The organism is Aquincola sp. J276, assembly GCF_024700035.1.
GTDB lineage: Bacteria > Pseudomonadota > Gammaproteobacteria > Burkholderiales > Burkholderiaceae_C > Aquincola > Aquincola tertiaricarbonis.
In genome coordinates, this window is sequence record NZ_JAJONC010000001.1 from 599,612 (window position 1) to 621,422 (window position 21,811).

16 protein-coding genes and 1 pseudogene are annotated in these 21,811 nt (G+C 72.3%); 10 read left to right on the plus strand and 7 right to left on the minus strand.

The genetic code is table 11. The features are described from left to right. The gene (locus LRS14_RS02885; protein WP_257798539.1) at positions 1-2,022 is read right to left on the minus strand and encodes a TonB-dependent receptor domain-containing protein; all 2,022 of its coding nucleotides are present in this window, start codon (positions 2,020-2,022) and stop codon (positions 1-3) included. A 235-nt stretch (positions 2,023-2,257) separates the two neighbouring features. Here LRS14_RS02885 and LRS14_RS02890 point away from each other — a divergent pair, with 235 nt between their 5' ends. Continuing rightward, positions 2,258-2,758, plus strand: coding sequence for a hypothetical protein (locus LRS14_RS02890; RefSeq protein ID WP_046115361.1), 501 nt, complete (start codon positions 2,258-2,260; stop codon positions 2,756-2,758). 24 nt (positions 2,759-2,782) lie between these two features. On the opposite strand, the gene LRS14_RS02895 is transcribed toward LRS14_RS02890, so the two are convergent. Next, positions 2,783-3,799 carry a 1-aminocyclopropane-1-carboxylate deaminase gene (locus LRS14_RS02895; protein WP_257798540.1) on the minus strand — a complete coding sequence of 339 codons (1,017 nt, stop codon included), beginning with the start codon at positions 3,797-3,799 and terminating at the stop codon, positions 2,783-2,785. A gap of 138 nt (positions 3,800-3,937) precedes the next feature. Between LRS14_RS02895 and LRS14_RS02900 the strand changes: the two genes are divergently transcribed. The 5 genes from LRS14_RS02900 to LRS14_RS02920 all read left to right on the plus strand — a co-directional run bounded on the left by LRS14_RS02900 (position 3,938) and on the right by LRS14_RS02920 (position 11,139). Further along, a complete protein-coding gene (locus LRS14_RS02900; RefSeq protein WP_046115363.1) occupies positions 3,938-4,438 on the plus strand; it encodes an Lrp/AsnC family transcriptional regulator in 501 nt (166 codons plus the stop codon). Positions 4,439-4,548: 110 nt separating this feature from the next. Next, positions 4,549-7,782, plus strand: coding sequence for an EAL domain-containing protein (locus LRS14_RS02905; protein ID WP_257798541.1), 3,234 nt, complete (start codon positions 4,549-4,551; stop codon positions 7,780-7,782). 86 nt (positions 7,783-7,868) lie between these two features. Continuing rightward, positions 7,869-9,083, plus strand: coding sequence for a hypothetical protein (locus LRS14_RS02910; protein ID WP_257798542.1), 1,215 nt, complete (start codon positions 7,869-7,871; stop codon positions 9,081-9,083). Positions 9,084-9,094: 11 nt separating this feature from the next. Then, positions 9,095-9,595, plus strand: coding sequence for a hypothetical protein (locus LRS14_RS02915; RefSeq protein WP_257798543.1), 501 nt, complete (start codon positions 9,095-9,097; stop codon positions 9,593-9,595). A 29-nt stretch (positions 9,596-9,624) separates the two neighbouring features. Next, positions 9,625-11,139 carry a methyl-accepting chemotaxis protein gene (locus LRS14_RS02920; protein ID WP_257798544.1) on the plus strand — a complete coding sequence of 505 codons (1,515 nt, stop codon included), beginning with the start codon at positions 9,625-9,627 and terminating at the stop codon, positions 11,137-11,139. A 6-nt stretch (positions 11,140-11,145) separates the two neighbouring features. On the opposite strand, the gene LRS14_RS02925 is transcribed toward LRS14_RS02920, so the two are convergent. The 5 genes and pseudogenes from LRS14_RS02925 to LRS14_RS02945 all read right to left on the minus strand — a co-directional run bounded on the left by LRS14_RS02925 (position 11,146) and on the right by LRS14_RS02945 (position 16,433). Continuing rightward, positions 11,146-12,423: a solute carrier family 23 protein gene (locus LRS14_RS02925; RefSeq protein ID WP_046115367.1), complete on the minus strand. Its 1,278-nt coding sequence runs from the start codon at positions 12,421-12,423 to the stop codon at positions 11,146-11,148. A 57-nt stretch (positions 12,424-12,480) separates the two neighbouring features. Next, complete coding sequence (locus tag LRS14_RS02930) at positions 12,481-12,987, minus strand: dihydrofolate reductase (protein WP_046115381.1); 507 nt, start codon at positions 12,985-12,987, stop codon at positions 12,481-12,483. Positions 12,988-12,995: 8 nt separating this feature from the next. Beyond that, the gene (locus tag LRS14_RS02935; protein ID WP_257800394.1) at positions 12,996-13,769 is read right to left on the minus strand and encodes a thymidylate synthase; all 774 of its coding nucleotides are present in this window, start codon (positions 13,767-13,769) and stop codon (positions 12,996-12,998) included. Positions 13,770-13,922: 153 nt separating this feature from the next. Beyond that, a complete protein-coding gene (locus tag LRS14_RS02940) occupies positions 13,923-14,582 on the minus strand; it encodes an OmpA family protein (protein ID WP_257798545.1) in 660 nt (219 codons plus the stop codon). Positions 14,583-14,643: 61 nt separating this feature from the next. Beyond that, positions 14,644-16,433 (minus strand): annotated as a pseudogene (locus tag LRS14_RS02945) (ABC transporter transmembrane domain-containing protein). A gap of 316 nt (positions 16,434-16,749) precedes the next feature. On the opposite strand from LRS14_RS02945, the gene LRS14_RS02950 reads away from it, so the two are divergent. The 4 genes from LRS14_RS02950 to LRS14_RS02965 all read left to right on the plus strand — a co-directional run bounded on the left by LRS14_RS02950 (position 16,750) and on the right by LRS14_RS02965 (position 21,807). Then, positions 16,750-17,289: a MarR family winged helix-turn-helix transcriptional regulator gene (locus tag LRS14_RS02950; protein ID WP_257798546.1), complete on the plus strand. Its 540-nt coding sequence runs from the start codon at positions 16,750-16,752 to the stop codon at positions 17,287-17,289. 88 nt (positions 17,290-17,377) lie between these two features. Further along, positions 17,378-18,844: an efflux transporter outer membrane subunit gene (locus LRS14_RS02955; protein WP_404977569.1), complete on the plus strand. Its 1,467-nt coding sequence runs from the start codon at positions 17,378-17,380 to the stop codon at positions 18,842-18,844. Between the two features lie 59 nt (positions 18,845-18,903). Then, on the plus strand, positions 18,904-20,184 hold the full coding sequence (locus LRS14_RS02960; RefSeq protein ID WP_046115372.1) for an HlyD family efflux transporter periplasmic adaptor subunit: 1,281 nt from the start codon (positions 18,904-18,906) through the stop codon (positions 20,182-20,184). Between the two features lie 12 nt (positions 20,185-20,196). Beyond that, positions 20,197-21,807 (plus strand): DHA2 family efflux MFS transporter permease subunit, encoded by a 1,611-nt coding sequence (locus LRS14_RS02965; RefSeq protein WP_404977523.1) that lies wholly within the window; start codon positions 20,197-20,199, stop codon positions 21,805-21,807. Positions 21,808-21,811: the final 4 nt, after the last annotated feature.

Genomic DNA, 21,811 nt, shown 5'->3' on the forward strand with positions numbered 1-21,811 from the left:
TCAGAACCGCCGGCCGATCTGCAGCTGCCAGCTGCGGCCGTCCTGCTGCAGCCGGTCCTGCCGATGCTCGGGGCCGGCCGGGTCGTCATAGGCACGGTCCAGCAGGTTGTACAGGGTCACGCTGCCTTCCCACGGGCTGCCGGGCGGCGCCCATCGCAGCCGGCCGTTGAGCCGCAGGTAGGCGCCGACGGTGGCGCCGGCCAGGGTGCGGCGCTCGCCCACATGCACCGCGTTCAACCCCAGGCCCAGGCCGGGCAGAAGCGGCAGCGGTGCGGTGAGCGCCAGCTTGGCCAGCCGGTGCGGTGCGTTGCTCAGGTCGGCGCCGGTCTGTGCATCGTGGGCACGCTGCCAGCTCACGCTGGCACGCAGCTGCATGCCGCGCCGCGAGACCCAGCTGGCCTCCACGTCGGCACCGGCCGCATGCACACCGCCACGGTTGGTGTAGACCAGGCGGCCATCGTCCTCGCTCACCAGCTCGATCACCCGCGACATGCGGGTGCGGTGCACCGCGGCCTGCCACTGCCAGGCTTCCGCCGGGCGCCACAGCACCACCAGCTCGTTGGAGCGCAGCGCCTCCACCCGCAGGGCCTGCGGGCGGCGCTGCACCTCGTCCTCGTAGTAGAGCTCGCTGAAGTTGGGCTCGCGGTAGGCCTGGCCGGTGAGCCACTTGAAGGTCCAGGCCGGCGTGGCCGCCCAGCTGGCGCCCAGCCGGGGGCTGAGGCCGTTGCTGCCGTCGGTGCGGCGGTCGGTGCGCAGGCCCAGCGTCAGCTGCAGGCCGGGGCGCAGCGTCCATTCGTCGTTGGCATACAGGCCCACGCGGTGGGCGGTGCCGCTGAAGGTGGCGGCGCTCGGCTCGCCGGCCTCCAGATTGTCCAGGTCGATGCGCTGGCGGTAGTTGCGCTGGCCTTCCACGCCCAGGGTGATGCGGTGGCCGGCCAGGCCGCTCCAGCGCCAGCGCAGCTCGCCGCCCAGCCAGCGGGCGTCGTTGCGGTTGCGGCTGTAGAAGTCGCCGTCGTCGCCATACAGCGCGGTGGAGTCGAAGCCGTAGCGGGAATGGTTGAGCAGCACGTCCAGCGCCGCCTCGGGGCCCAGGCTGCGGGTGTAGGCGGCACCCAGCGTCACATAGCTGTCGGTCCAGGGCGCCGGCGTGCCGAAGGTGGCGTCGTAGGCGCCGGTGGGCAGCTCCTTGCGCCGCTGCGACACGGCCAGCGACAGGCTCAGGCCGCCCTGCTGCAGCTTGGCAAAGAGCTTGTCGGCGCGCTCGCCGTCCTGCCCCTGCACGCGGCCGCGCGGGTTGTCCTCGGTGGCGTATTCGGCGTAGTGCAGGGTGCCGCCGGCGCGGTGCTCGGTGGCCGCGCCCAGCAGCAGGCGGCCGGCGCCCAGGGTGCCGCCCCAGCTGGCGGTGAGCCGCCGCTGGCGCTCGCTGCCCACCGCCAGGCCGGCCTGCGCGCCGGCCAGCTGCGAGGGCGAGCGGGTGATGACGTTGACCACCCCGGCCACCGCATTGCTGCCGTACAGCGCCGAGCCAGGGCCGGGAATGAACTCCACGCGGTCGATCAGCGAGACGTCGATCGGGAACTCCCGGTCCATCGACGCCGATTCGTACAGCGCGTCGTTGGCCCGCACGCCGTCCACCAGCACCAGCAGGCGCGAGGTGTAGTCGCCCGGGCGGGTGATGCCGCGCAGCCCCACGTAGCTGTAGGCCCGGTCGTAGCGCAGGTGCACGCCGGGCATGCTCTCCAGCACCTCGCCCAGCGTGCGGTAGCCCTGCGCCAGGATCTCGCCGCCGGTGCGCACCACGGCGGCGCCCGGCGCGGTGGCCAGGTCCTCGTCGCGCTTGCTGGCCGCGCCCAGCCGGCTGCTGCCGTACACCGGCTGGGCCAGCACGGCGGCCAGGTCGTCGGTGGTGGGTTCGTCCGCCGGCACGGCGGGCTGGGCGGTGGCGCCCAGCGCGCAGGCCAGGCCCAGGGCGCAGGCGGTTCGGCGGGCAGCCGGGGAGCGGTGGAGGGGGAGGTCGGTCACAGACTGCTTCGCGGCGGGGGGCGGGCACCGGCGCGGTGCACCGGTGTGTGAACTCCGTCATCGGGAGCGGCCACCGGCTCTTGATCGGCCATCCTGTAAGCGTTGTGCGCTTCGTGACGGAATTGGCATGTCGCCGTCAGCGCCGGCGGCGATGCAGGCAACAAGGGCCGCAAAGCCGCGCGATTCGGGGTTTGCGGCCACTCAAGCGGCGCGGCCCGGGGCCGAAACCTCAGCCATGGACACCTGCGACCCCGCCTTCGCCCCCTCCTTCCACGACCACCGGGGCGGCCGCCAGCACCGCTTCATGGAATCGGCCGACATCAATGCGGCCTTCCGGGAGGTGTTCCGGCCGCTGCGCAGCAACATCCGACGCGGCCTGAGCGTGATGGGGCAGGTGTACGGCATCGAGATGGACACCTGCATCCCCGGCGAGATGCTGGCCACGGTGTGGATCCCGCCGGCCAGCCGCGGCATCGACGATGCCGCCACGCTGGAGGACGCCCAGCGCCGCCGCATGCTGTTCGCCCGCCTGTACGGCGAGCGCCGGCCCGAGGCGCTGTTCGCCTACGTCACCGAGCGCCGCACCGGCTACCGGCAGTCGGTGCTGTATGTGGAGATCGTGTCCGAGGACGGCATCTTCGCGGCCGAATACCCGGTGGAAGTGGGCGGCGGATGGAAGCGGCGCGAGCTGCGCGCCGTGCCGCACCGGCGCCTGGACCCGGTGACCTCGGCCTGACGGCAGGGCGCCACCGGCGCCCGCTCAGCCGTTGCGGAACAGGAAGCTGTAGGCGTTCAACGCCGGCACGCCGCCCAGGTGGGCATACAGCACGCGCGAGCCGGCCGGGAAGGCCTTCCGGCGCACCAGCTCGATCATTCCGTGCATCGACTTGCCCTCGTACACCGGGTCGGTGAGCATGCCCTCGGTGCGGGCGCACAGGCGGATGGCCTCCAGCGTGCCGTCGTTCGGCAGGCCGTACTCCGGGCCGCCGTATTCGGTGTGCAGCACCACGTCGGCCGCGGTGATGTCGCGGCCCAGGTCCACCAGCTCGGCGGTGTGGCGGGCGATGCGCAGGATCTGCGCATGGGTCTTCTCGGGCTTGGCCGAGGCGTCGATGCCGATCACGCGGTCGGCCCGGCCATCGGCCGCGAAGCCCACCACCATGCCGGCCTGGGTGCTGCCGGTGACCGAGCACACCACGATGTAGTCGAAGCGGAAGCCCAGCTCGGCCTCCTGCGCCCGCACCTCCTCGGCAAAGCCGACGAAGCCCAGGCCGCCCAGCGGATGCTCCGAGCAGCCGGCCGGGATGGGGAAGGGCTTGCCGCCGGCGCGGCGCACGTCCTCCATCGCCTGCTCCCAGCTCGGCCGGATGCCGATGTCGAAGCCGGCCGCGTCCAGCCGCACGTCGGCACCCAGGATGCGCGACATCTCGATGTTGCCCACGCGGTCGTACACCGCGTCGGAATAGTTGACCCAGTTCTCCTGCACCAGCACGCACTTCAGGCCCAGGTGCGCGGCCACCGCGGCCACCTGGCGCGTCTGGTTGCTCTGGATGCCGCCGATGGACACCAGCGTGTCGCAGCCCTGGGCCAGCGCCTCGGGAATGAGGTATTCGAGCTTGCGGGTCTTGTTGCCGCCGAAGGCCAGGCCGCTGTTGCAGTCCTCGCGCTTGGCATAGAGCTGCACCTCGCCGCCCAGGTGGGCCGACAGGCGCGGCAGCGGCTGGATGGGCGTGGGCCCGAAGGTGAGCGGATGGCGGGGAAAGCGCTGCAGGTTCATGGCGGCCGGAAGGTGGGTTGACGGTGCCTGGAATGCTAGGCACAAGCTCGGTTAACGTGCTTGCGTCATGAGGACCCGTGGCGCAGCTTTGGTACAAGCTGGGCATGTCTTCCCGCCTCGCGTTTCGCTGAACCCACCATGTGCGCAACAAAAGTTCGTCTGCCCGAGAAGCCGCCCACCACGGTGCTCGACCGCACCGACAAGGCCATCCTGCGGGCGCTGCAGCGGGATGCGTCGGTGTCGAACGTGGCGCTGGCCGCCAAGGTCAACCTGAGCGCACCGGCCTGCCTGCGCCGGGTGGAGCGGCTGAAGCAGGCCGGGCTGATCACCGCGACCGTGGCGCTGCTGAATCCGCAGGCACTGGACGCCGGCATGCTGGTGATGATCGGCGTGGTGCTGGACCGCAGCACGCCCGATTCCTTCGCCGCCTTCGAGAAGGCCGCGGCCAAGGTCAGCGGCTGCATGGAGTGCCACGTGATCACCGGCGAGTTCGACTACTTCATGCTGCTGCGCACGCGGGACAACGACAGCTTCAACCGCCTGCATGCCGAGCAGCTGCTGCACCTGCCCGGCGTGCGCCAGATCCGCAGCTTCATCGGACTGCGGCAGGTGCTGTCGACGACGCAGCTGCCGCTGTAGCGGGTGCGGTCACAAGGGTGCCGGCAAGGGTGGTGGCACGGGCCATGCAGGCAATCCGCAGAGCCTGACGCCGGCTCGCCGCCGTCGTCCCCGCCGTACCAAGGACCCCGATGTCGCGCCTGTTCGCCCGCTTTCTCGCCCGCCTGTCCGTGGGCCGCAAACTGCTGCTGATCTACCTGCTGGACCTCACCGCCGTCATCTACATCAGCGGCATCCTCATCAACGAGAAGTTCATCGCCATCGACTTCGCCCGCAAGGAGGAAGCCGGCATCGCCTACATCGCCGAGACGGCCGACGTGCTGGTGGCGCTGGCCCGCGGCGGCGTGGGCACGGGGCCGCAGCCGCAGGCCGGGGCGCCCGGCTGGGCGCCGCTGGCGCAGGCCGTGGCCATCACCGAGGCCCGCCACGGGCCCGGCATGCGCAGCGCCGAGCCCGCCGCCGCCTTGCAGGCCCTGCTGGCCGCGCTGGAGCCGCGGCCCGCGCCGGCCGCGCTCACCCAGGCGCTGGAGCAGGGGCGGGCGCTGGTCACGCGGGTGGGCAACCAGTCCAACCTCATCCTGGACCCCGACCTGGACAGCTACTACAGCATGTCCCTGGTGCTGCTGCGCTACCCCGAGCTGCTGGGCGTGCTGGACCAGATCGGCACCCAGCTGCGCCCCGGCGGCGCCGGCGCTCGGGCGGGCAGCGGGCCGCTCTCGCAGTACCTGGTGCTGGAAGGCCAGCTGGATGCGGTGGCGCAGGGCATCGCCTCCGACCTGGCCGAGGCGGTGGCCGCCAGCACGCCGGCGCTGCGGCTGTCGCTGGACCCGGCGCAAGCCCGGCTGGCCGCGGCCATCGAGGGCCTGCGCCGCGCCTCGCGCGCCTACATCGACGACGGCGCCACCGACGACCGTCTGCGGGCGGTGCACCTGGCCCAGCATGAGCTGCTGGACGAGCTGCACCAGGCCTGGCGGCTGGGCGTGCAGCAGCTGTCGCGGCTGCTGGCGCAGCGCATCGACGGCCTATACACCCGCATGTGGCTGCACCTGGGCACGGCGCTGGTGCTGCTGCTGGCCATCCTGTCGCTGGTGTACGGCGTGGCGCGGCAGATCGCGGTGCCGCTGCGCCGGCTGGCCGGCGTGGCCGACGAGGTGCGGCGCACCGGCGATCCGCGGTTGCGCGCCCATTGGGTGAGCCAGGACGAGATCGGCCGCCTGGTGCTGGCCTTCAACGACATGCTGGCCCAGCTGGACCGGGAGCGCACCGCGCAGCAGGAGCTGGCCGCCAGCGCCCGCGCCGCCGAGGCCCAGCGCGCGCTGGTGGAAAGCACGCCCATCCCGCTGATGGTCACCGCCATCCCCGGCCACGAGGTGCTGCATGCCAATCCGCCGGCCGAGGCCTGGCTCAATGGCCGCCGCACCGATCCCTGGGCCGTGGGCCTGGAGCCGCCGGTGCGGGCGCACTTCTTCCAGCAACTGGCCGACCGCGACGCGGTGCATGAATTCGAGGTGCGCTGGCTGGGCAGCGGCGCGCCCACCTGGGCGGTGCTCAGCGCGCGCCGCGTGGCCTACCAGGGCCGCGACGCGGTGATCACGGTGTTCTCGCCGATCAACCACCTGAAGCTCATGCGCCGCCGGCTGGAGCTGTGGGCCAAGGTGTTCGAGGCCTCCACCGAGGCCATCCTGATCGTGGATGCCGACCGCCGCATCCTCACGACCAACCTGTCCTTCCACAAGGCCACGGGCTACGAGCTGCAGGACGTGGTGGGCGAGAGCCCGCGCCTGCTGCTGGGCCAGGGCAGCGCGCCCGACTTCGCCGAGCAGATGTGGCGCACCGTGGCCCGCCGCGGCACCTGGCAGGGCGAGCTGGCGGTGCGCCGGCGCGACGGCAGCGAGTACCCGGCCTGGATGATGGTGAGCCCGGTGCGCGAAGGCCCCGGCGCCCGCGGCGAGGTGACGCACTACATCTTCACCTCCATCGACATCGGCGACCGCAAGAAGAGCGAGGCCCGCATCCAGTTCCTGGCGCAGCACGACGTGCTGACCGAGCTGCCCAACCGCAGCCTGTGCATCGAGCGGCTGCGCATGGCGCTGCAACAGGCCCGGCGCAGCGGGCAGAAGGTGGCGGTGATGTTCATCGACCTGGACCGCTTCAAGACCATCAACGACACGCTGGGCCACCACATCGGCGACGGCCTGCTGCGCAGCGTGGCGCGGCGGCTGCTGGAGGCGGTGCGCGCGGGCGACACCGTCAGCCGGCTGGGCGGCGACGAGTTCGTGGTGGTGCTGGCCGGCGTGGACAGCGTGGACGAGGTGACGCAGGTGGTGGAGCAGCGGCTGATCCCGCGCATCCGCCAGCCCCACGTGGTGGATGGGGCGGAGCTGAACGTGTCCTGCAGCGTGGGCATCGCGCTGGCGCCCGACGACGCCACCGACATCGACGAGCTGATGCGCCATGCCGACACCGCCATGTACCAGGCCAAGGCCGGCGGCCGCAATGCCAGCGCCTTCTTCACCGCCGAGATGACCGAGCGCGCGCTGCAGCGCCACCGCATCGAGGCGGCGCTGCGCCGCGCCATCGACGGCGGCGGCCTGCAGCTGGCCTGGCAGCCGCGGGTGCATGCGCACAGCGGCCAGGCGGTGGGGCTGGAGGGCCTGCTGCGCTGGCACAGCCCGGAGCTGGGCCCCATGAGCCCCTCGGTGTTCGTGCCCATCGCCGAGGAGACCGGCCTGGTGGTGCCCATGGGTGCGTGGGTGATCGAGGAGGCCTGCGCGCAGATCGCCCGCTGGCGCACGCAAGGGCTGCCGCCGCTGAACGTGTCCATCAACCTGTCGGCGCCCCAGCTGCAGGACCCGCGGCTGCTGCAGACGCTGGCCGACAGCCTGCAGCGGCATGCGGTGCCGCCCGGCGGGCTGGAGCTGGAGCTGACCGAATCCATGCTGATGGACCGCGCCGACAGCACGCTGCAGACCATGCAGGCCATCCGCCAGCTGGGCGTGGGCCTGGCGATCGACGACTTCGGCACCGGCTACTCCAGCCTCAACTACCTCAACCGCTTTCCCATCAACAAGCTGAAGATCGACCGCAGCTTCGTGCATGCGATGCTGTCCGACGGCACCGCCCGCGCCATCACGCAGGCCATCATCGGCCTGGGCCATGCGCTGCGGCTGCAGGTGGTGGCCGAAGGCGTGGAGACCGAGGCCGAGGCCGCCGCGCTGCAGGCCGCGGGCTGCGACGAGCTGCAGGGCTTCCTCTATGCCCATCCGATGCCGCCGCAAGCCCTGGCCGGCTGGCTGGCGCAGCAGGCCGCGCACGCGGCATCCCCCAGAAGGACGAAAGACGCTTTTTGCGCTCCTGCGGCCTGACGCCGCGCCGAAACCACGGTCCAGGCGGGCGTTGCAGTCCATCGCAGTCCCGGACGCCCTGGCTCAACCGGCGGAAGGGGCGATCGATGAAGCAAGAGACGGCATGGTGGGACCTGGCCCTGCGGGGCCTGCTGCTGGCGCTGATGTGGGCGGGCATCCTGTGGCCCGGCCCCGGCTGGGCCGAGGAGGCGGCCGGCCGCAGCCTGGCCTGGAGCGGCTTCGCCACCCTGGGCGTGGCCCACTCCAGCGAGCGCGAGGCCGACTTCGCCGGCACCTTCTCCCAGCCCGACGGCGTGGGCGCCACCCGCCGTTGGGGCCTGCAGCCCGATACCCGGCTGGGCCTGCAGGCCGACCTGCCGCTGGGCGCGCCCTGGTCGGCCTCCGCGCAGGCGCTGGTGGAATATGCGCACCATGGCCGCTGGCAGCCGGCGCTGTCGATGGGCTTCGTCAAGTGGCAGCCGTCGCCGGCCTGGTCGCTGCGGCTCGGCCGCCTGCCGTGGTCGGCCTACCTCACCTCGGACTACCGCAAGGTCGGCTTCTCGCTGCCCTGGGTGCGGCCGCCGCAGGAGCTGTACATGATCAGCTTCGACCACGCGGACGGCGTGGACCTCGGCTGGCGCGGCCAGTGGGGCGACAGCAGCGTGCGGCTGCAGGCCATGGCCGGGCGCTCCAGCCGCAACGTGGTCACCGGCCGCTGGCGCGGCAACCGGCTGGTCGGCGGCAACCTGGTCATCGAGCGGGGCAACCTCACGCTGCGTGCCGGCCACCTGCAGTACGGCGCCTTCAGCATCGAGCTGCCGGCGGTGGACAGCGTGCTGGACCAGGTGGCGCAGCTCGATCCCGCGGGCGTGGCGGCGCTGCGCTTCCGCGACCGCGCGGTGGGCTACACCACGCTGGGCCTGGTGTGGGACGACGGCACCTGGCTGCTGCAAGCCGAGGTGGCCAATGGCCGCATGTCGCGCACCTACCTGCCCGACGGCCTGGAGGCCTACGTGACCGTGGCCCGCCGCTTTGGCAGCCTCACGCCCACGCTCACCCTGGCCGGACTGCGTGACCACAACCTCCGTCGCAGCGCCAACCCGGTGCTGCAGCAGGTGATCGACGCGGGGCAGTCGCGCGGCATGCACACCGTCTCCCTGGGCCTGCGCTGGGATGCGCGGCCCGGCCTGGCGCTGAAGCTGCAGCTTGACCGCGTGCGCCATGGCAGCGGCCAGACCGGCATGCTGTCCAACTTCCAGCCCGGCTTCGAGCCCGGCCGCGGTTTCCGCGTGCTGAGCCTGGCCGCCGATGTCGTGTTCTGACGGAGGACGCCATGGCACATCGCTTCGAGTCGATCTTCCGCGTGCCCAGGCGGGCGGGCCTGCAGGGCCTGTGCCGCGCCGCCGCGGGCCTGCTGCTGCCGGCCGCGGCGCTGGCGGCCTGGGCCGGGGCCGCGGCGCCTGCGGCCGCCGGCCCGCTGGTGGTGGTGGCCGGTGCGCGCAGCCCGGCCAGCCCGCTGTCGGCCGAGCAGGCGGCGCAGCTCTTCCTGTCCAAGACGCAGGCGCTGGCCGGTGCCGGGCAGGCCGCGCTGCTCGACCTGCCCGAAGGCCATGCCGCGCGCGAAGCCTTCTACCAGCGGCTGGCCGGCAAGAACCCGGCGCAGATGAAGGCGCTGTGGTCGCGGCTGGCCTTCAGCGGCAGCGCCCAGCCGCCGCGCGTGGCCGCCGGCCCCGCCGAGCTGAAGAAGCAGCTGGCCGCCGATGCCAATGCGGTGGGCTACCTGGACAAGGCCGACGTGGACGCCAGCGTCAAGGTGCTGCTGGCGCTGGATTGAACCTGTCTGGACAAGTCGCAGGAACACGAATGAACTTCAAGACCAGGATGTGGGCGCTGCCCGGCATGGCGGCCGTGGTGCTGGGGCTGGGCCTGGGCCTCAACGTGGCGATGGGCGAGCGTGCCGGCCAGGCGCTGCAGCGGCTGAGCGGCGTCTCCTATCCGCTGCTGGAACAGGTGCTGAAGGTGGACCGTGCGCTGGACGGCGTGCAGGCCGCGCTGCAGGCCGCCTCGGCCGAGGGCAATCCCGACAAGTTGCAGGACAGCCAGGCCCACGCCGAAGCCGCCCGCAGCGCGCTGGCCGAGGCCCACCGGCTGGCGGGCGGACCGGCGCTGCGCCCGCTGGAGGAAGCGCTGCTCGCCTACCACGCGGTGGCCACCGAGGTAACGAAGGCGATGCTCTTCGGCACTGCCGCGCCGGAGCGGGTGGCCGCCATGCAGCAGGCCCGCAGCGCGCTGCGCGACGAGCTGGCCCGCCAGGAGGCCGCGGCCCGCGCCGCGGTGCAGGCGGGCTCGCAGGCGGTGGAGCAGGCGCGGCGGCAATCGCTGTGGGCCATGGCTGCAATGGTGGCACTGGCGCTGCTGGCCATGGGCCTGGCCGCCCGCACCATCGTGGCCTCGGTCTGGCGCGACCTGGGTGCCGAGCCCTCGGCCCTGCGCGAGCTGGTGCAGCGGGTGGCCGACGGTGACCTCTCGGTGCCGGTGGAGGCGCAGGCTTCGCCGCGCTCGGTGCGCGCGGCGCTGGGCCGCATGACGCTGCAGCTGCGCGGCACCGTGGGCGACATCCGCCGCGGCAGCGAGGCCATCTGCGATGCCAGCGCGGAGATCGCCGCCGGCAACCAGGACCTGAGCCAGCGCACCGAGCACACTGCCAGCAGCCTGCAGCAGGCGGCCAGCCGGCTGTCGCTGCTCACCGGCACCGTGCAGGACAGCGCACAGGCCGCGCAGCAGGCCCGCCTGCTGGCCGAGGCCACCGCCGGCGCGGCCCAGCGCGGCGGCCGCATCGTGGCCGAGGTGGTGGACAGCATGGCCCGCATCCAGCAGGCGTCCGGCCGCATCGCCGACATCAACAGCGTGATCGACGGCATCGCCTTCCAGACCAACATCCTCGCCCTCAACGCGGCGGTGGAGGCGGCACGCGCCGGCGAGCAGGGCCGCGGCTTCGCGGTGGTGGCCGGCGAGGTGCGCACGCTGGCCCAGCGCAGCGCGCAGGCTGCGCGCGAGATCAAGTCGTTGATCGGCGCCAGCGGCGACACCGTGGCCCTGGGCACCCGGCTGGTGGGCGAGGCCGGCCAGGCCATGGCCGAGATCACCCAGGGCGTGGGCCGGGTCAGCGAGATCATCGCCGGCATCAGCGAGGCCACGCATCAGCAGTCCAGCGGCATCGTGGAGGTGGACCAGGCGGTGAGCGCCCTGGACCACATGACGCAGCAGAACGCCGCGCTGGTGCAGCAGTCCGCGGCGGCCGCCGACAGCATGCGACAGCAGTCCGACGAACTGGTGCGGGCGGTGGCGCTGTTCCGCCTGGAGGGCGCGGCCGCCTGAAGCCGCTCAGCGCTTGTCGCGCAGCAGGTGGTACAGCGCGATGGCGCCGAAGGTGGCCGTACCGATGCCGCCCATCTTGAAGCCGGCGATCGACAACGTGAGGTCGCCCGCACCGGCGGTGAGCGCGGTGCCGGCCACGATCAGGTTGCCGGGCTTGGAGAAGTCCACCTTGTTCATCACCCAGATGCGGCCGCCGGTGGCCGCGATCAGGCCGAACACCACCAGCGCCAGGCCGCCGATCACCGGCACCGGCAGCGTGAGGATCAGCGCGCCGAACTTGGGCGAGAAGCCCAGCAGCAGCGCCACGAAGGCCGCCACCACGAACACCAGCGTGGAATAGATGCGGGTGACCGCCATCACGCCCATGTTCTCGGCATAGGTGGTGACGCCGGTGCCGCCGCCCGCGCCCGAGACCACCGTGGCCAGGCCGTCGGCGATGAAGGCGCGGCCGATCAGCGGGTCGAAGTTGCGGCCGGTCATTGCGGCCAGCGCCTTCACATGGCCCAGGTTCTCGGCCACCAGGATCACCGCCACCGGCGCGATCAGCGCCATGGCCGACACGTCGAACACCGGCGCGGAGAACTTCGGCCAGCCGAACCAGGCGGCCTGGCCCACGCTGCTGAAGTCGATCGGCTTGCCCCAGCCCAGGCCGTTGGCGCCGATGGCGTACAGCAGGTAGCCCGCGAGCGCGCCCAGCAGGATGGGCAGCCGTGCCGGCACGCCCGAGGTGCGCACCGCGATCAGGCCCACCGCCAGCGCGGTGAGCAGGCCCACCGTCACCTCGAAGGGCGTGGCGCCCAGGCTCTTGATGGCCACTGGCGCCAGGTTCAGGCCGATGGCGGCCACCACCGTGCCGGTGACCACCGGCGGCATCAGCCGCTCGATCCAGCCGGTGCCCAGCATCTGCACCACCAGGCCGATCAGGATGTAGACGATGCCCGCGGCGATGATGCCGCCCAGCGCGAGGCCGATGTTGGCATTGGGCCCGCTGCCGGCATAACCGGTGGCCGCGATCACCACGCCGATGAAGGCGAAGCTGGAGCCCAGGTAGCTGGGCAGCCGCCCGCCGGTGAGCAGGAAGAACAGCAGCGTGCCGATGCCCGAGAAGAAGATGGACGTGTTGGGGTCGAAGCCCATGAGGATGGGCGCCAGCGCGGTGCTGCCGAACATGGCCACCACATGCTGGATGCCCATCACCAGGGTCTGGCCGCCGGGCAGGCGTTCATCGGGCGCCACCTCGCCGGTGGTCTTCAGGGTCCAACGCGGAAACAAACTGCTGCTCATCGTGATCTCGCTCCTCTTGCGGGGCGGGATTGTCATCGCAAAGCAGCGGACCGGTGCTTACCCTGAGCGGCGCTGGTAGGTGACGAAGGCGTAGCCGAAGTGGTTGGGCTCGGCGGCCTGGTGAACCTCGCGCGAGACGGGCACGAAGGCGCCCTCGAAGCGCGGAAAGCGGGTGTCGCCGTCGAAGTCGGCATCGAGCTCGGTGAGCACCAGTTCGTCGGCCACCAGCAGCGCTTGGCTATACAACTCGGCACCGCCGATGACGAAGGCCTTGTCGGCCGGCCTGGCCGCGGCGATGGCCTCGGCCATCGAGCCGCAGCGCACGGCACCTTCGGCCTGCCACTGCGGCTGGCGCGTCACCACGATGTTGGTGCGGCCGGGCAGTGGCCGGAAGCGCGGCGGCAGCGAGTCCCAGGTGCGCCGGCCCATGATCACCGGGTGGCCCATCGTGGTCCTGCGGAAGTGAGCGAAGTCTTCCGGCAGGTGCCAGGGCATGGCGCCGTCGCGGCCGATGACGCCGTTGCGGGCGACGGCGGCGATGAGCGAGATCCTGGGCGTGGGCATGGCCGCGCTCACACCGCCACCGGGGCCTTGATGGGTGCGTGATGCTGGTAGTCCAGCACCTCGAAGTCCTCGTACTCGTAGTCGAAGATCGACGGCGGCCGGCGCTTGATGTGCAGCACCGGGTAGGGGTGCGGCGTGCGGGCCAGCTGCGTGCGCACTTGCTCGAAGTGGTTGTTGTAGATGTGGCAGTCGCCGCCGGTCCAGACGAAGTCGCCCACCTGCAGGTCGCACTGCTGGGCCAGCATGTGGGTGAGCAGCGCATAGCTGGCGATGTTGAAGGGCACGCCCAGGAAGATGTCGGCGCTGCGCTGGTAGAGCTGGCAGCTCAAGCGGCCTTCGGCCACGTAGAACTGGAAGAAGGCATGGCAGGGCATCAGCGCCATCTTCGACAGGTCGGCCACGTTCCAGGCGCTGACGATGATGCGGCGGCTGTCGGGGTTGGTCCTGAGCTGCTTGACCACCTCGGCGATCTGGTCGATGTGGCCGCCGTCGGGCGTGGGCCAGGCGCGCCACTGCACGCCGTAGACCGGACCCAGGTCGCCGTTGTCGGCGGCCCATTCGTCCCAGATCGACACGCCGCGTTCCTGCAGCCAGCGGGCATTGCCGTCGCCGCGCAGGAACCACAGCAGTTCCAGGATGATGGATTTCAGGTGCACCTTCTTGGTGGTGACCAGCGGAAAGCCTTCCGCCAGGTCAAAGCGCATCTGGTGGCCGAACACGCTGCGCGTGCCGGTCCCGGTGCGGTCCGTCTTGCTCACGCCGTGCTCGAACACATGGCGCATGAAGTCTTCGTACTGGGTGCGCACGGGGCGGGCGGGAAGGGCGGTCACGCGGACTCCTGGTGCAATGAAAAAGGGCCGCATCTGGTGCGGCCCCGGGGTCTGGTCCTGCGGCTGCGCCTGTGGCGCAGGCGGAGTCCGCGGCAGTTTAATCGCTCAGGACTGCGTGTCCGTCAGGTAGATCTCCACCCGCCGGTTGCGGGCGCGGCCGTCGGCGCTGGCGTTGTCGGCCACCGGCTGGCGCGAGCCCACGCCTTCGGTGACCACACGCGAGGCCGGCACGCCGCGGGTGCTCAGGTACTGCTGCACGCTGGCCGCGCGCTGGCGCGACAGCGGCTCGTTGACCGCGTCGCTGCCGGTGGTGTCGGTGTGGCCGATCACACGCACCTGCATGGCCGGGTCCAGGCCCTGGGCGAACTGGTCCAGCACCGGGCGCATCGCCGGCTTGATGGCGGCGCTGCCGACGTCGAACGAGAAGTCGCTGGGGATGTTGACCTTCAGCTCGTTGTTGGGCGTGCGGGCCACGTCGATGCCAGTGCCCTGCGTGGCCTTCTCCATCGCGGCCTGCTTCTCCTGCATGCGCTTGGACCAGATGTTGCCGGCGATGGCACCCACCGCGCCGCCCACCACCGCACCGGTGCCGGCGCCGCTGCGCCCGCCGGTCAGGCCGCCCAGCACCGCGCCGGCGCCCGCGCCGATGCCCGCGCCCTTGGCGGTGTCGCGGCTGGTCTGGCTCATGTCCGCGCAGCCGGTGATCAGCACCGCGGCGGCGCCCAGCGCCACGATGGCGGGGCGGAAGTTCATCGTTCTCTTCATGGAAGGCTCCTTGTCATGGCCGCTCGGCGAAACGCCGTGGCGGCGCTGCCGAGTCTCACCGTTACAAGGGGGCGGGGCCATCGGATCCGGCCCGTGGGGTACGTGGGACATGTCCGACCCGGTCCGATGGCGCGCCTTCGTGGTGGAACTGCATCGCCGCCAGCCGGGCATACAACCCGCCGCGCTGGATCAGCTCGGCATGGGTGCCCATGTCGACGATGCGGCCGGCGTCCATCACCACGATGCGGTCGGCGCGCTGCACCGTGGCCAGCCGGTGGGCGATGACCAGGGTGGTGCGGTTGGCCATCGCGCTTTCCAGTGCGGCCTGCACCACGCGCTCGCTCTCGGCGTCCAGCGCGCTGGTGGCCTCGTCCAGCAGCAGCAGCGGCGGATTCTTCAGGATGGCGCGCGCGATGCTGATGCGCTGCCGCTGGCCGCCGGACAGCCGCACGCCGCGCTCGCCCAGGTAGGTGTCGTAGCCCTCGGGCAGCGCCATCAGGAAGTCGTGCGCATAGGCGGCCCGGGCGGCGGCCTGCACCTCGGCGTCGGTGGCCTCGGGCCGGCCGTAGCGGATGTTCTCCAGCGCACTGGTCGAGAAGATCACGCTGTCCTGCGGCACGATGCCCACGCGCTCGCGCAACGCATGCATCGACGTCTCGGCCACCGGCACGCCGTCGATCAGCACCCGGCCGCGCTGCGCGTCGTAGAAGCGCAGCAGCAGCTGGAACACCGTGCTCTTGCCCGCGCCGCTGGGCCCCACCAGGGCCACCGTCTCGCCGGGGCGCACCTCCAGCGTGAAGTCGACCAGCGAGGGTTGGCCGGGCCGCGACGGATAGTGGAACTGCAGCTGCTGCAGCGCCACCGCCGAGCCGCCGGCCACCGCGGGCAGCGGCCGCGGCTGCGCCGGGTCGCGCACCGGCGAGCGGGCGGCCAGCAGTTCCATCAGCCGCTCGGTGGCGCCGGCGGCACGCTGCAGGTCGCCGTACACCTCGCTCAGCGCGGCCACGCTGCCGATGAACAGGATGATGAACACCACCGTCTGCCCCAGGTGCCCGGCGGTGATGGTGCCGGCCAGCACTGCCTGCGTGCCCTGGTACAGGCCCCACAGCAGCGCGCCGAAGGTGGCGCTGATGATGAAGGCCACCAGCAGGGCCCGCACCCGCGAGCGCCGGCGCGCGGTGTCGAAGGCGGCCTCGGTGGCCTCGGCAAAGCGGGCGGACTCGCGCTGCTCCTGGGTGTAGCTCTGCACGATGGGGATGGCGTTCAGCACCTCGGCGGCGATGGCGCTGCTGTCGGCGATGCGGTCCTGGCTGGCGCGGCTGAGCCGGCGTACCCGGCGCCCGAAGTACAGCGCCGGCGCCACCACCAGCACCAGGATGCCCAGCACCTGCGTCATCACCCAGGGTTGGTGATGATGAGCATCAGCAGCGCGCCGCTGCCCATCAGCGTGTTGCGCAAGCCCAGCGACAGGCTGGAGCCCACCACTGTCTGCACCAGCGTGGTGTCGGTGGTCAGGCGGCTGAGCACTTCACCCGTGCGGGTGCTCTCGAAGAACTCGGGGCTTTGCCGCACCACATGGCCGTACACCGCGTCGCGCAGGTCGGCGGTGATGCGCTCGCCCAGCCAGCTCACCAGGTAGAAGCGCGCGCCGGAGAACACGCCCAGCGCCGCGCCAACGGCGAACAGCGCCAGGAAATGGTCCCGCAGCGCCAGCACCTGCTGGCCGCGGTCCGAGGGCACCAGGCCCTGGTCGATCAACTGCCGAAGCGCCAGCGGAAAGGCCAGCGTGGTGGCCGCCGCCAGCAGCAGGAACAAGCCGGCCAGCGCAATGCGGGTGCGGTAGGGCCGCATGAAGGGCAGCAGCGCGCGCAGCGCCCGCACCGGCCGCTTGGGCGGCAAGGTGGCCTCGGCGGGAGCCGGGGCGGCGGCGGGGGAAACGGTGGCGGTGGGCGGGGAGGCAGACACGGAAGAAGGCAGGCGACGAGGCAATGGACGAGCGGCGCAGCCGCGTGGATTCGGGCAGCGCACCGGGCGCAGTGTAGGCAGCAGGGGCAGGGCGCATGCTGCGCTGGCGCAAAAGCCCGCCTCGGCAAACACTGCCTGGGCAATCGGTGCCCAAGCAGCTACTGCCTTGACAATGATTGCCTAGGCACGTATTATCCCGCCCATGGTCAAACCCGCTGAACCCGCTGCCGCTCCCGCTTTGGAGAACGCCGCCACCCTCGCCGCCGACTTCTACCGCGCGGATGCCTGGGTGCCGGAAGACAGCCTGGGCATGCTGTTCAAGCGGGTGATGCAGTCCATCGCGCTGCAGGCCGACCGCCGCCTGGCCGAGCACGGCCTGACCCATGTGCAGTGGGTGGCGCTGATGAAGCTCAAGACCGGCCATGGCTGCACCGTCGCCGGCCTGGCGCGTGACCTGCAGACCGACGCCGGCGCCATGACCCGCTCGCTGGACCGCCTGGAGGCCAAGGGCATGGTGGCCCGCGTGCGCAGCGCCACAGACCGCCGCGTGGTCAACCTGGCGCTCACCGAGGAGGGCGAACGCCTGGCCGCGCTGGTGGTGCCGGTGCTGGCCGAGGTGTTCAACAACCACCTGGCCGGTTTCAGCCCTGACGAATGGCAGCTGCTGCTGTCGCTGCTGCGCCGCATGGTGCGCAACGGCGACGCGCTGCGCGAAGCCGACGGCGCCGACGCCGCGGCCTGAAAGAACCAACGAAAGCTCTGCCGTGAACCTCCGCCATTCCCATCCCGATTGCCACGGCGCCGGCCCGCTGTGCCTGGCGCAGTGCCTGCTGCAGCGCGCGCTGCCGCGCAAGTCCACCTCGCTGACCACGCTGACCGCCGCGTTGGCGGTGGCCTCCGCAGTGCTGCTGGTGGCCGGCTGCGCCAGCCCGGGCGCGATGCCGCCGCCCGCCCAGGCCCTGGCGCCGGCCCGCGTGGGCCTGGTCGCCGATGCGGCCCTGCCCGAGGTGCAGCCGCGCTGGTGGCAGGCCTTCGGCGATCCCGCGCTGGACGCGCTCGTCGACAAGGCCCTGGCCGACAGCCCCAGCCTGCAGGTGGCCGCGGCGCGGGTGGCTCGTGCCGGTGCCGCCATCGACGACGCCCGCGCCGCCGGCCGGCCCAACGCCACGCTGAGCGCCGAGGCCACCCGCCAGCGCTACACCGAGAACGGCCTGGTGCCTCAGCCGCTGGCCGGCACCACCCGCACCAATGCCACGCTGCAGGCCGGCCTGGCGTGGGAGCTGGACTTCTTCGGCCGCCACCGCGCGGCACTGGAAGCTGCCCTGGGCAGCGAACGTGCCGCCCGCGCCGACGCCGATGCCGCCCGGCTGATGCTGGCCACCGACGTGGTGCGCAGCTACGTGGCCCTGGCCCGTGCCCAGGCCCTGCGCGACGTGGCGCAGCGGGCCCTGGCCCAGCGCGACGAGACGCTGGGCCTGGTGCGCCAGCGGGTGGGCGCGGGGCTGGACACCCATGTCGAACTGCGCCAGGGCGAAGGCGCGCTGCCCGAAGCGCGGGTGCAGATCGCCCAGCTGGACGAGCAGATGGCCCTGGCCCGCAACCAGCTGGCCGCGCTCACCGCCCAGCCGCCCCAGGCGCTGGCCGGGCTGCAGCCGGCGCTGGCGCCGGTGCAACTGGCGGCGCTGCCCACGCAGCTGGGCGCCGACCTGCTGGGCCGCCGGCCCGACATCGCCGCCGCCCGCTGGCGGGTGGAAGCGGCCACGCAGGACGTGGCCGTGGCCCGCACCGAGTTCTATCCCGACGTCAACCTCACCGCCTTCGCCGGCTTCAGCGCGCTGGGGCTGGGACACCTGATCGAGGCCGGCAGCCGCCAGGCCGGTGCCGGCCCGGCGATCCGGCTGCCGATCTTCGACGCCGGCCGGCTGCGCGCCAACCTGCGCGGCCGCGGCGCCGACCTGGACGCGGCGGTGCAGAGCTACAACGGCGCGGTGGTGACCGCCGTGCGCGAGGTGGCCGACCAGCTGGCCTCGCTGCAGGCCATCGCGCGCCAGCAGCAGGAGCAGGTGGCCGCCCAGGCCGCCGCCGAAAGCGCCTACGACCTGGCCCTGCAGCGCTACCGCGCCGGCCTGGGCACCTACCTGGTGGTGCTGAGCGCCGAGACCAACGTGCTGGCGCAGCGTCGCATCGCCGCCGAGCTCAAGGCCCGCGCGCTGGACAGCCAGGCCCTGCTGATGCGCGGCCTGGGCGGTGGCTGGCGGGAGACCGGCGCGGCCGCCACCGTGGCCGTGGCGCACTGAATTTCCCTGCCGCGCGGTCCGCAGCGGACGCCGGCGCCTCCTACACGAGAGCAGTACCGATGAGCGACACACATGACAACGCGGCCCAGCCCGCCGGCCCGGCCCGCAAGCGTGGCCTGCTGATCCTCGGCGGCGTGGTGCTGCTGGGCGCGGCCGCCTGGGGCGTGCACCACTGGCAGGTGGCCCGCCACTTCGAGAACACCGACAACGCCTACGTGCAGGCCAACGTGGTGCAGATCACGCCGCAGATCGGCGGCACCGTGCTGGCCATCCAGGCCGACGACACCGACTACGTGAAGGCCGGCCAGCCGCTGGTCAAGCTCGACCCGGCCGATGCCCGCGTCGCGCTCGACCGCGCCGAGGCGCAGCTGGCGCAGACGGTGCGCGAGGTGCGCACGCTGTTCTCCAACAACGCGGCACTGAAGGCGCAGGTGGCGCTGCGCGACGCCGACGTGGCCCGCGCCAGGAGCGACCTGCAGCGCGCGCAGGACGACGTGGAGCGCCGCCGCCCGCTGCTGGCCACCGGCGCGGTGGGGCAGGAGGAGTTCAATCATGCGCAGTCGCAGCTGGCGGCGGTGAAGAGCGCCGTGGCGGCGGCCGAATCGGCCCGCGTGGCCGCGGCCGAGCAGCTGGCGGCCAATGTCGCGCTCACCGATGGCAGCGCGGTGGAAGACCACCCCAACGTGCAGCGCGCCGCGGCCCAGGTGCGCGAGGCCTTTCTCGCCGCGCAGCGCACCGAGCTGCTGGCGCCGGTGGACGGCTACGTCGCCCGCCGCAGCGTGCAGCTGGGCCAGCGTGTGCAGGCCGGCGCGCCGCTGATGTCGGTGGTGTCGCTGGGTGACACCTGGGTGGATGCCAACTTCAAGGAAGGCCAGCTGCGCAAGCTGCGCATCGGCCAGCCGGCCACGCTGGAAGCCGACGTCTACGGCAGCAAGGTGGAGTACCACGGCACCGTGGTCGGCCTGGGTGCCGGCACCGGCTCGGCCTTCTCGCTGCTGCCGGCGCAGAACGCCACCGGCAACTGGATCAAGGTGGTGCAGCGGGTGCCGGTGCGCATTGCGCTCGATCCGAAGGAAGTGCAGGCGCATCCGCTGCGCGTGGGCCTGTCGATGGACGTGACGGTGGACGTCACCCAGCAGGACGGCAAGGTGCTGGCCGATGCCGGCAAGACGCCCACGCAGGTGCAGACCCAGGTGTACGACGCCATCGATGCCCGGGCCGACGAGGAGGTGCGGCGCATCGTGGCCTCGCAGCTGGGCAAGCGGCTGGCGGCCGCGCCCGCCGTGGCGCGGGTGGCCAGCGCCGGCGCCGCCTCGTCCGCCGGCACCGCCGCGCACTGACCGGAGCCCGCCTTGGCATCCGACACCTCCCTGGCCGCCGGGCCCGGCGCAGCCGCGCCGGCGCCGGTCCGCCCGGCCGCCGCGCCGGCCGCGCCGCAGCCGCTGCAGGGCGCGCAGCTGGCGCTGGGCACGCTGGCGCTGTCGCTGGCCACCTTCATGAACGTGCTGGACACGTCGATTGCCAACGTGTCGCTGCCGGCCATCGCCGGCGACCTGGGCGTCAGCCCCACGCAGGGCACCTGGGTCATCACCAGCTTCGCGGTGGCCAATGCGATCTCGGTGCCGCTGACCGGCTGGCTCACCCAGCGCTTCGGCGCGGTGCGCCTGTTCACGCTCAGCGTGCTGCTGTTCGTGCTGGCCTCCTGGCTGTGCGGCCTGGCGCCTTCGCTGGAGGCGCTGATCGGCTTTCGCGTGCTGCAGGGCTTGGTGGCCGGGCCGATGATCCCGCTGTCGCAGACGCTGCTGCTGTCGAGCTATCCCAAGGCCAAGGCCGGCACCGCGCTGGCGCTGTGGGGCATGACCACGCTGGTGGCGCCGGTGGTGGGGCCGCTGCTGGGCGGCTGGATCACCGACAACATCGCCTGGCCCTGGATCTTCTACATCAACGTGCCGGTGGGCATCTTCGCGGCAGGCCTCACCTGGAGCATCTACCGCACGCGCGAGACGCCGCGCAAGCGCCTGCCGATCGACAGCGTGGGCCTGGGCCTGCTGGTGCTGTGGGTGGGCGCGATGCAGATCGCGCTGGACAAGGGCAAGGAGCTGGACTGGTTCGCCTCCGGGCAGATCGTGCTGCTGAGCGTGGTGGCGGTGGTGGGCCTGGCGGCCTTCATCATCTGGGAGCTGACCGACAAGCACCCGGTGGTGGACCTGCGCCTGTTTGCCCGCCGCAACTTCGTCTTCGGCGCGCTGTCGCTGTCGGTGGCCTACGGCCTGTTCTTCGGCAACGTGGTGCTGCTGCCGCTGTGGCTGCAGCAGTACATGGGCTACAACGCCACCACCGCCGGCATGGCGCTGGCGCCGGTGGGGGTACTGGCCATCCTGCTGTCGCCGCTGGTGGGCAGGAAAGTGGCGCAGTGGGACCCGCGGGTGATGGCCAGCGGCGCCTTCGTGGTGTTCGCGCTGGTGCTGTGGATGCGCTCGCAGTTCACCACCCAGACCGACCAGCTCACCATCCTGATCCCCACGGTGATCCAGGGCGCGGCGATGGCCTTCTTCTTCATCCCGCTGACCACCATCACGCTGTCGGGCATTGCGCCGCAGCGGCTGCCGGCGGCGGCGGGCCTGTCCAACTTCGTGCGCATCACCGCGGGTGCCATCGGCACCTCGGTGGCCACCACGCTGTGGGAGAACCGCGCCGCCATGCACCATGCGCACCTGACCGAGCAGATCACCGCCGGCAGCGCCGCCAGCACGCAGGTGCTGGGCACGCTGGGCGTGGCGGGGCTGGATGCGCAGCAGGCGCTGGCGCAGGTGAACCGGCTGATCGACCAGCAGGCCTTCACCCGCGCGGCTGACGACATCTTCTACGGCTCCAGCTTCCTGTTCCTGGCGCTCATCGTGATGATCTGGTTCACCGCCCGGCCGCAAGGCGGCGGCGGGGCGGACGCCGGCGGCGCGCACTGAGGAA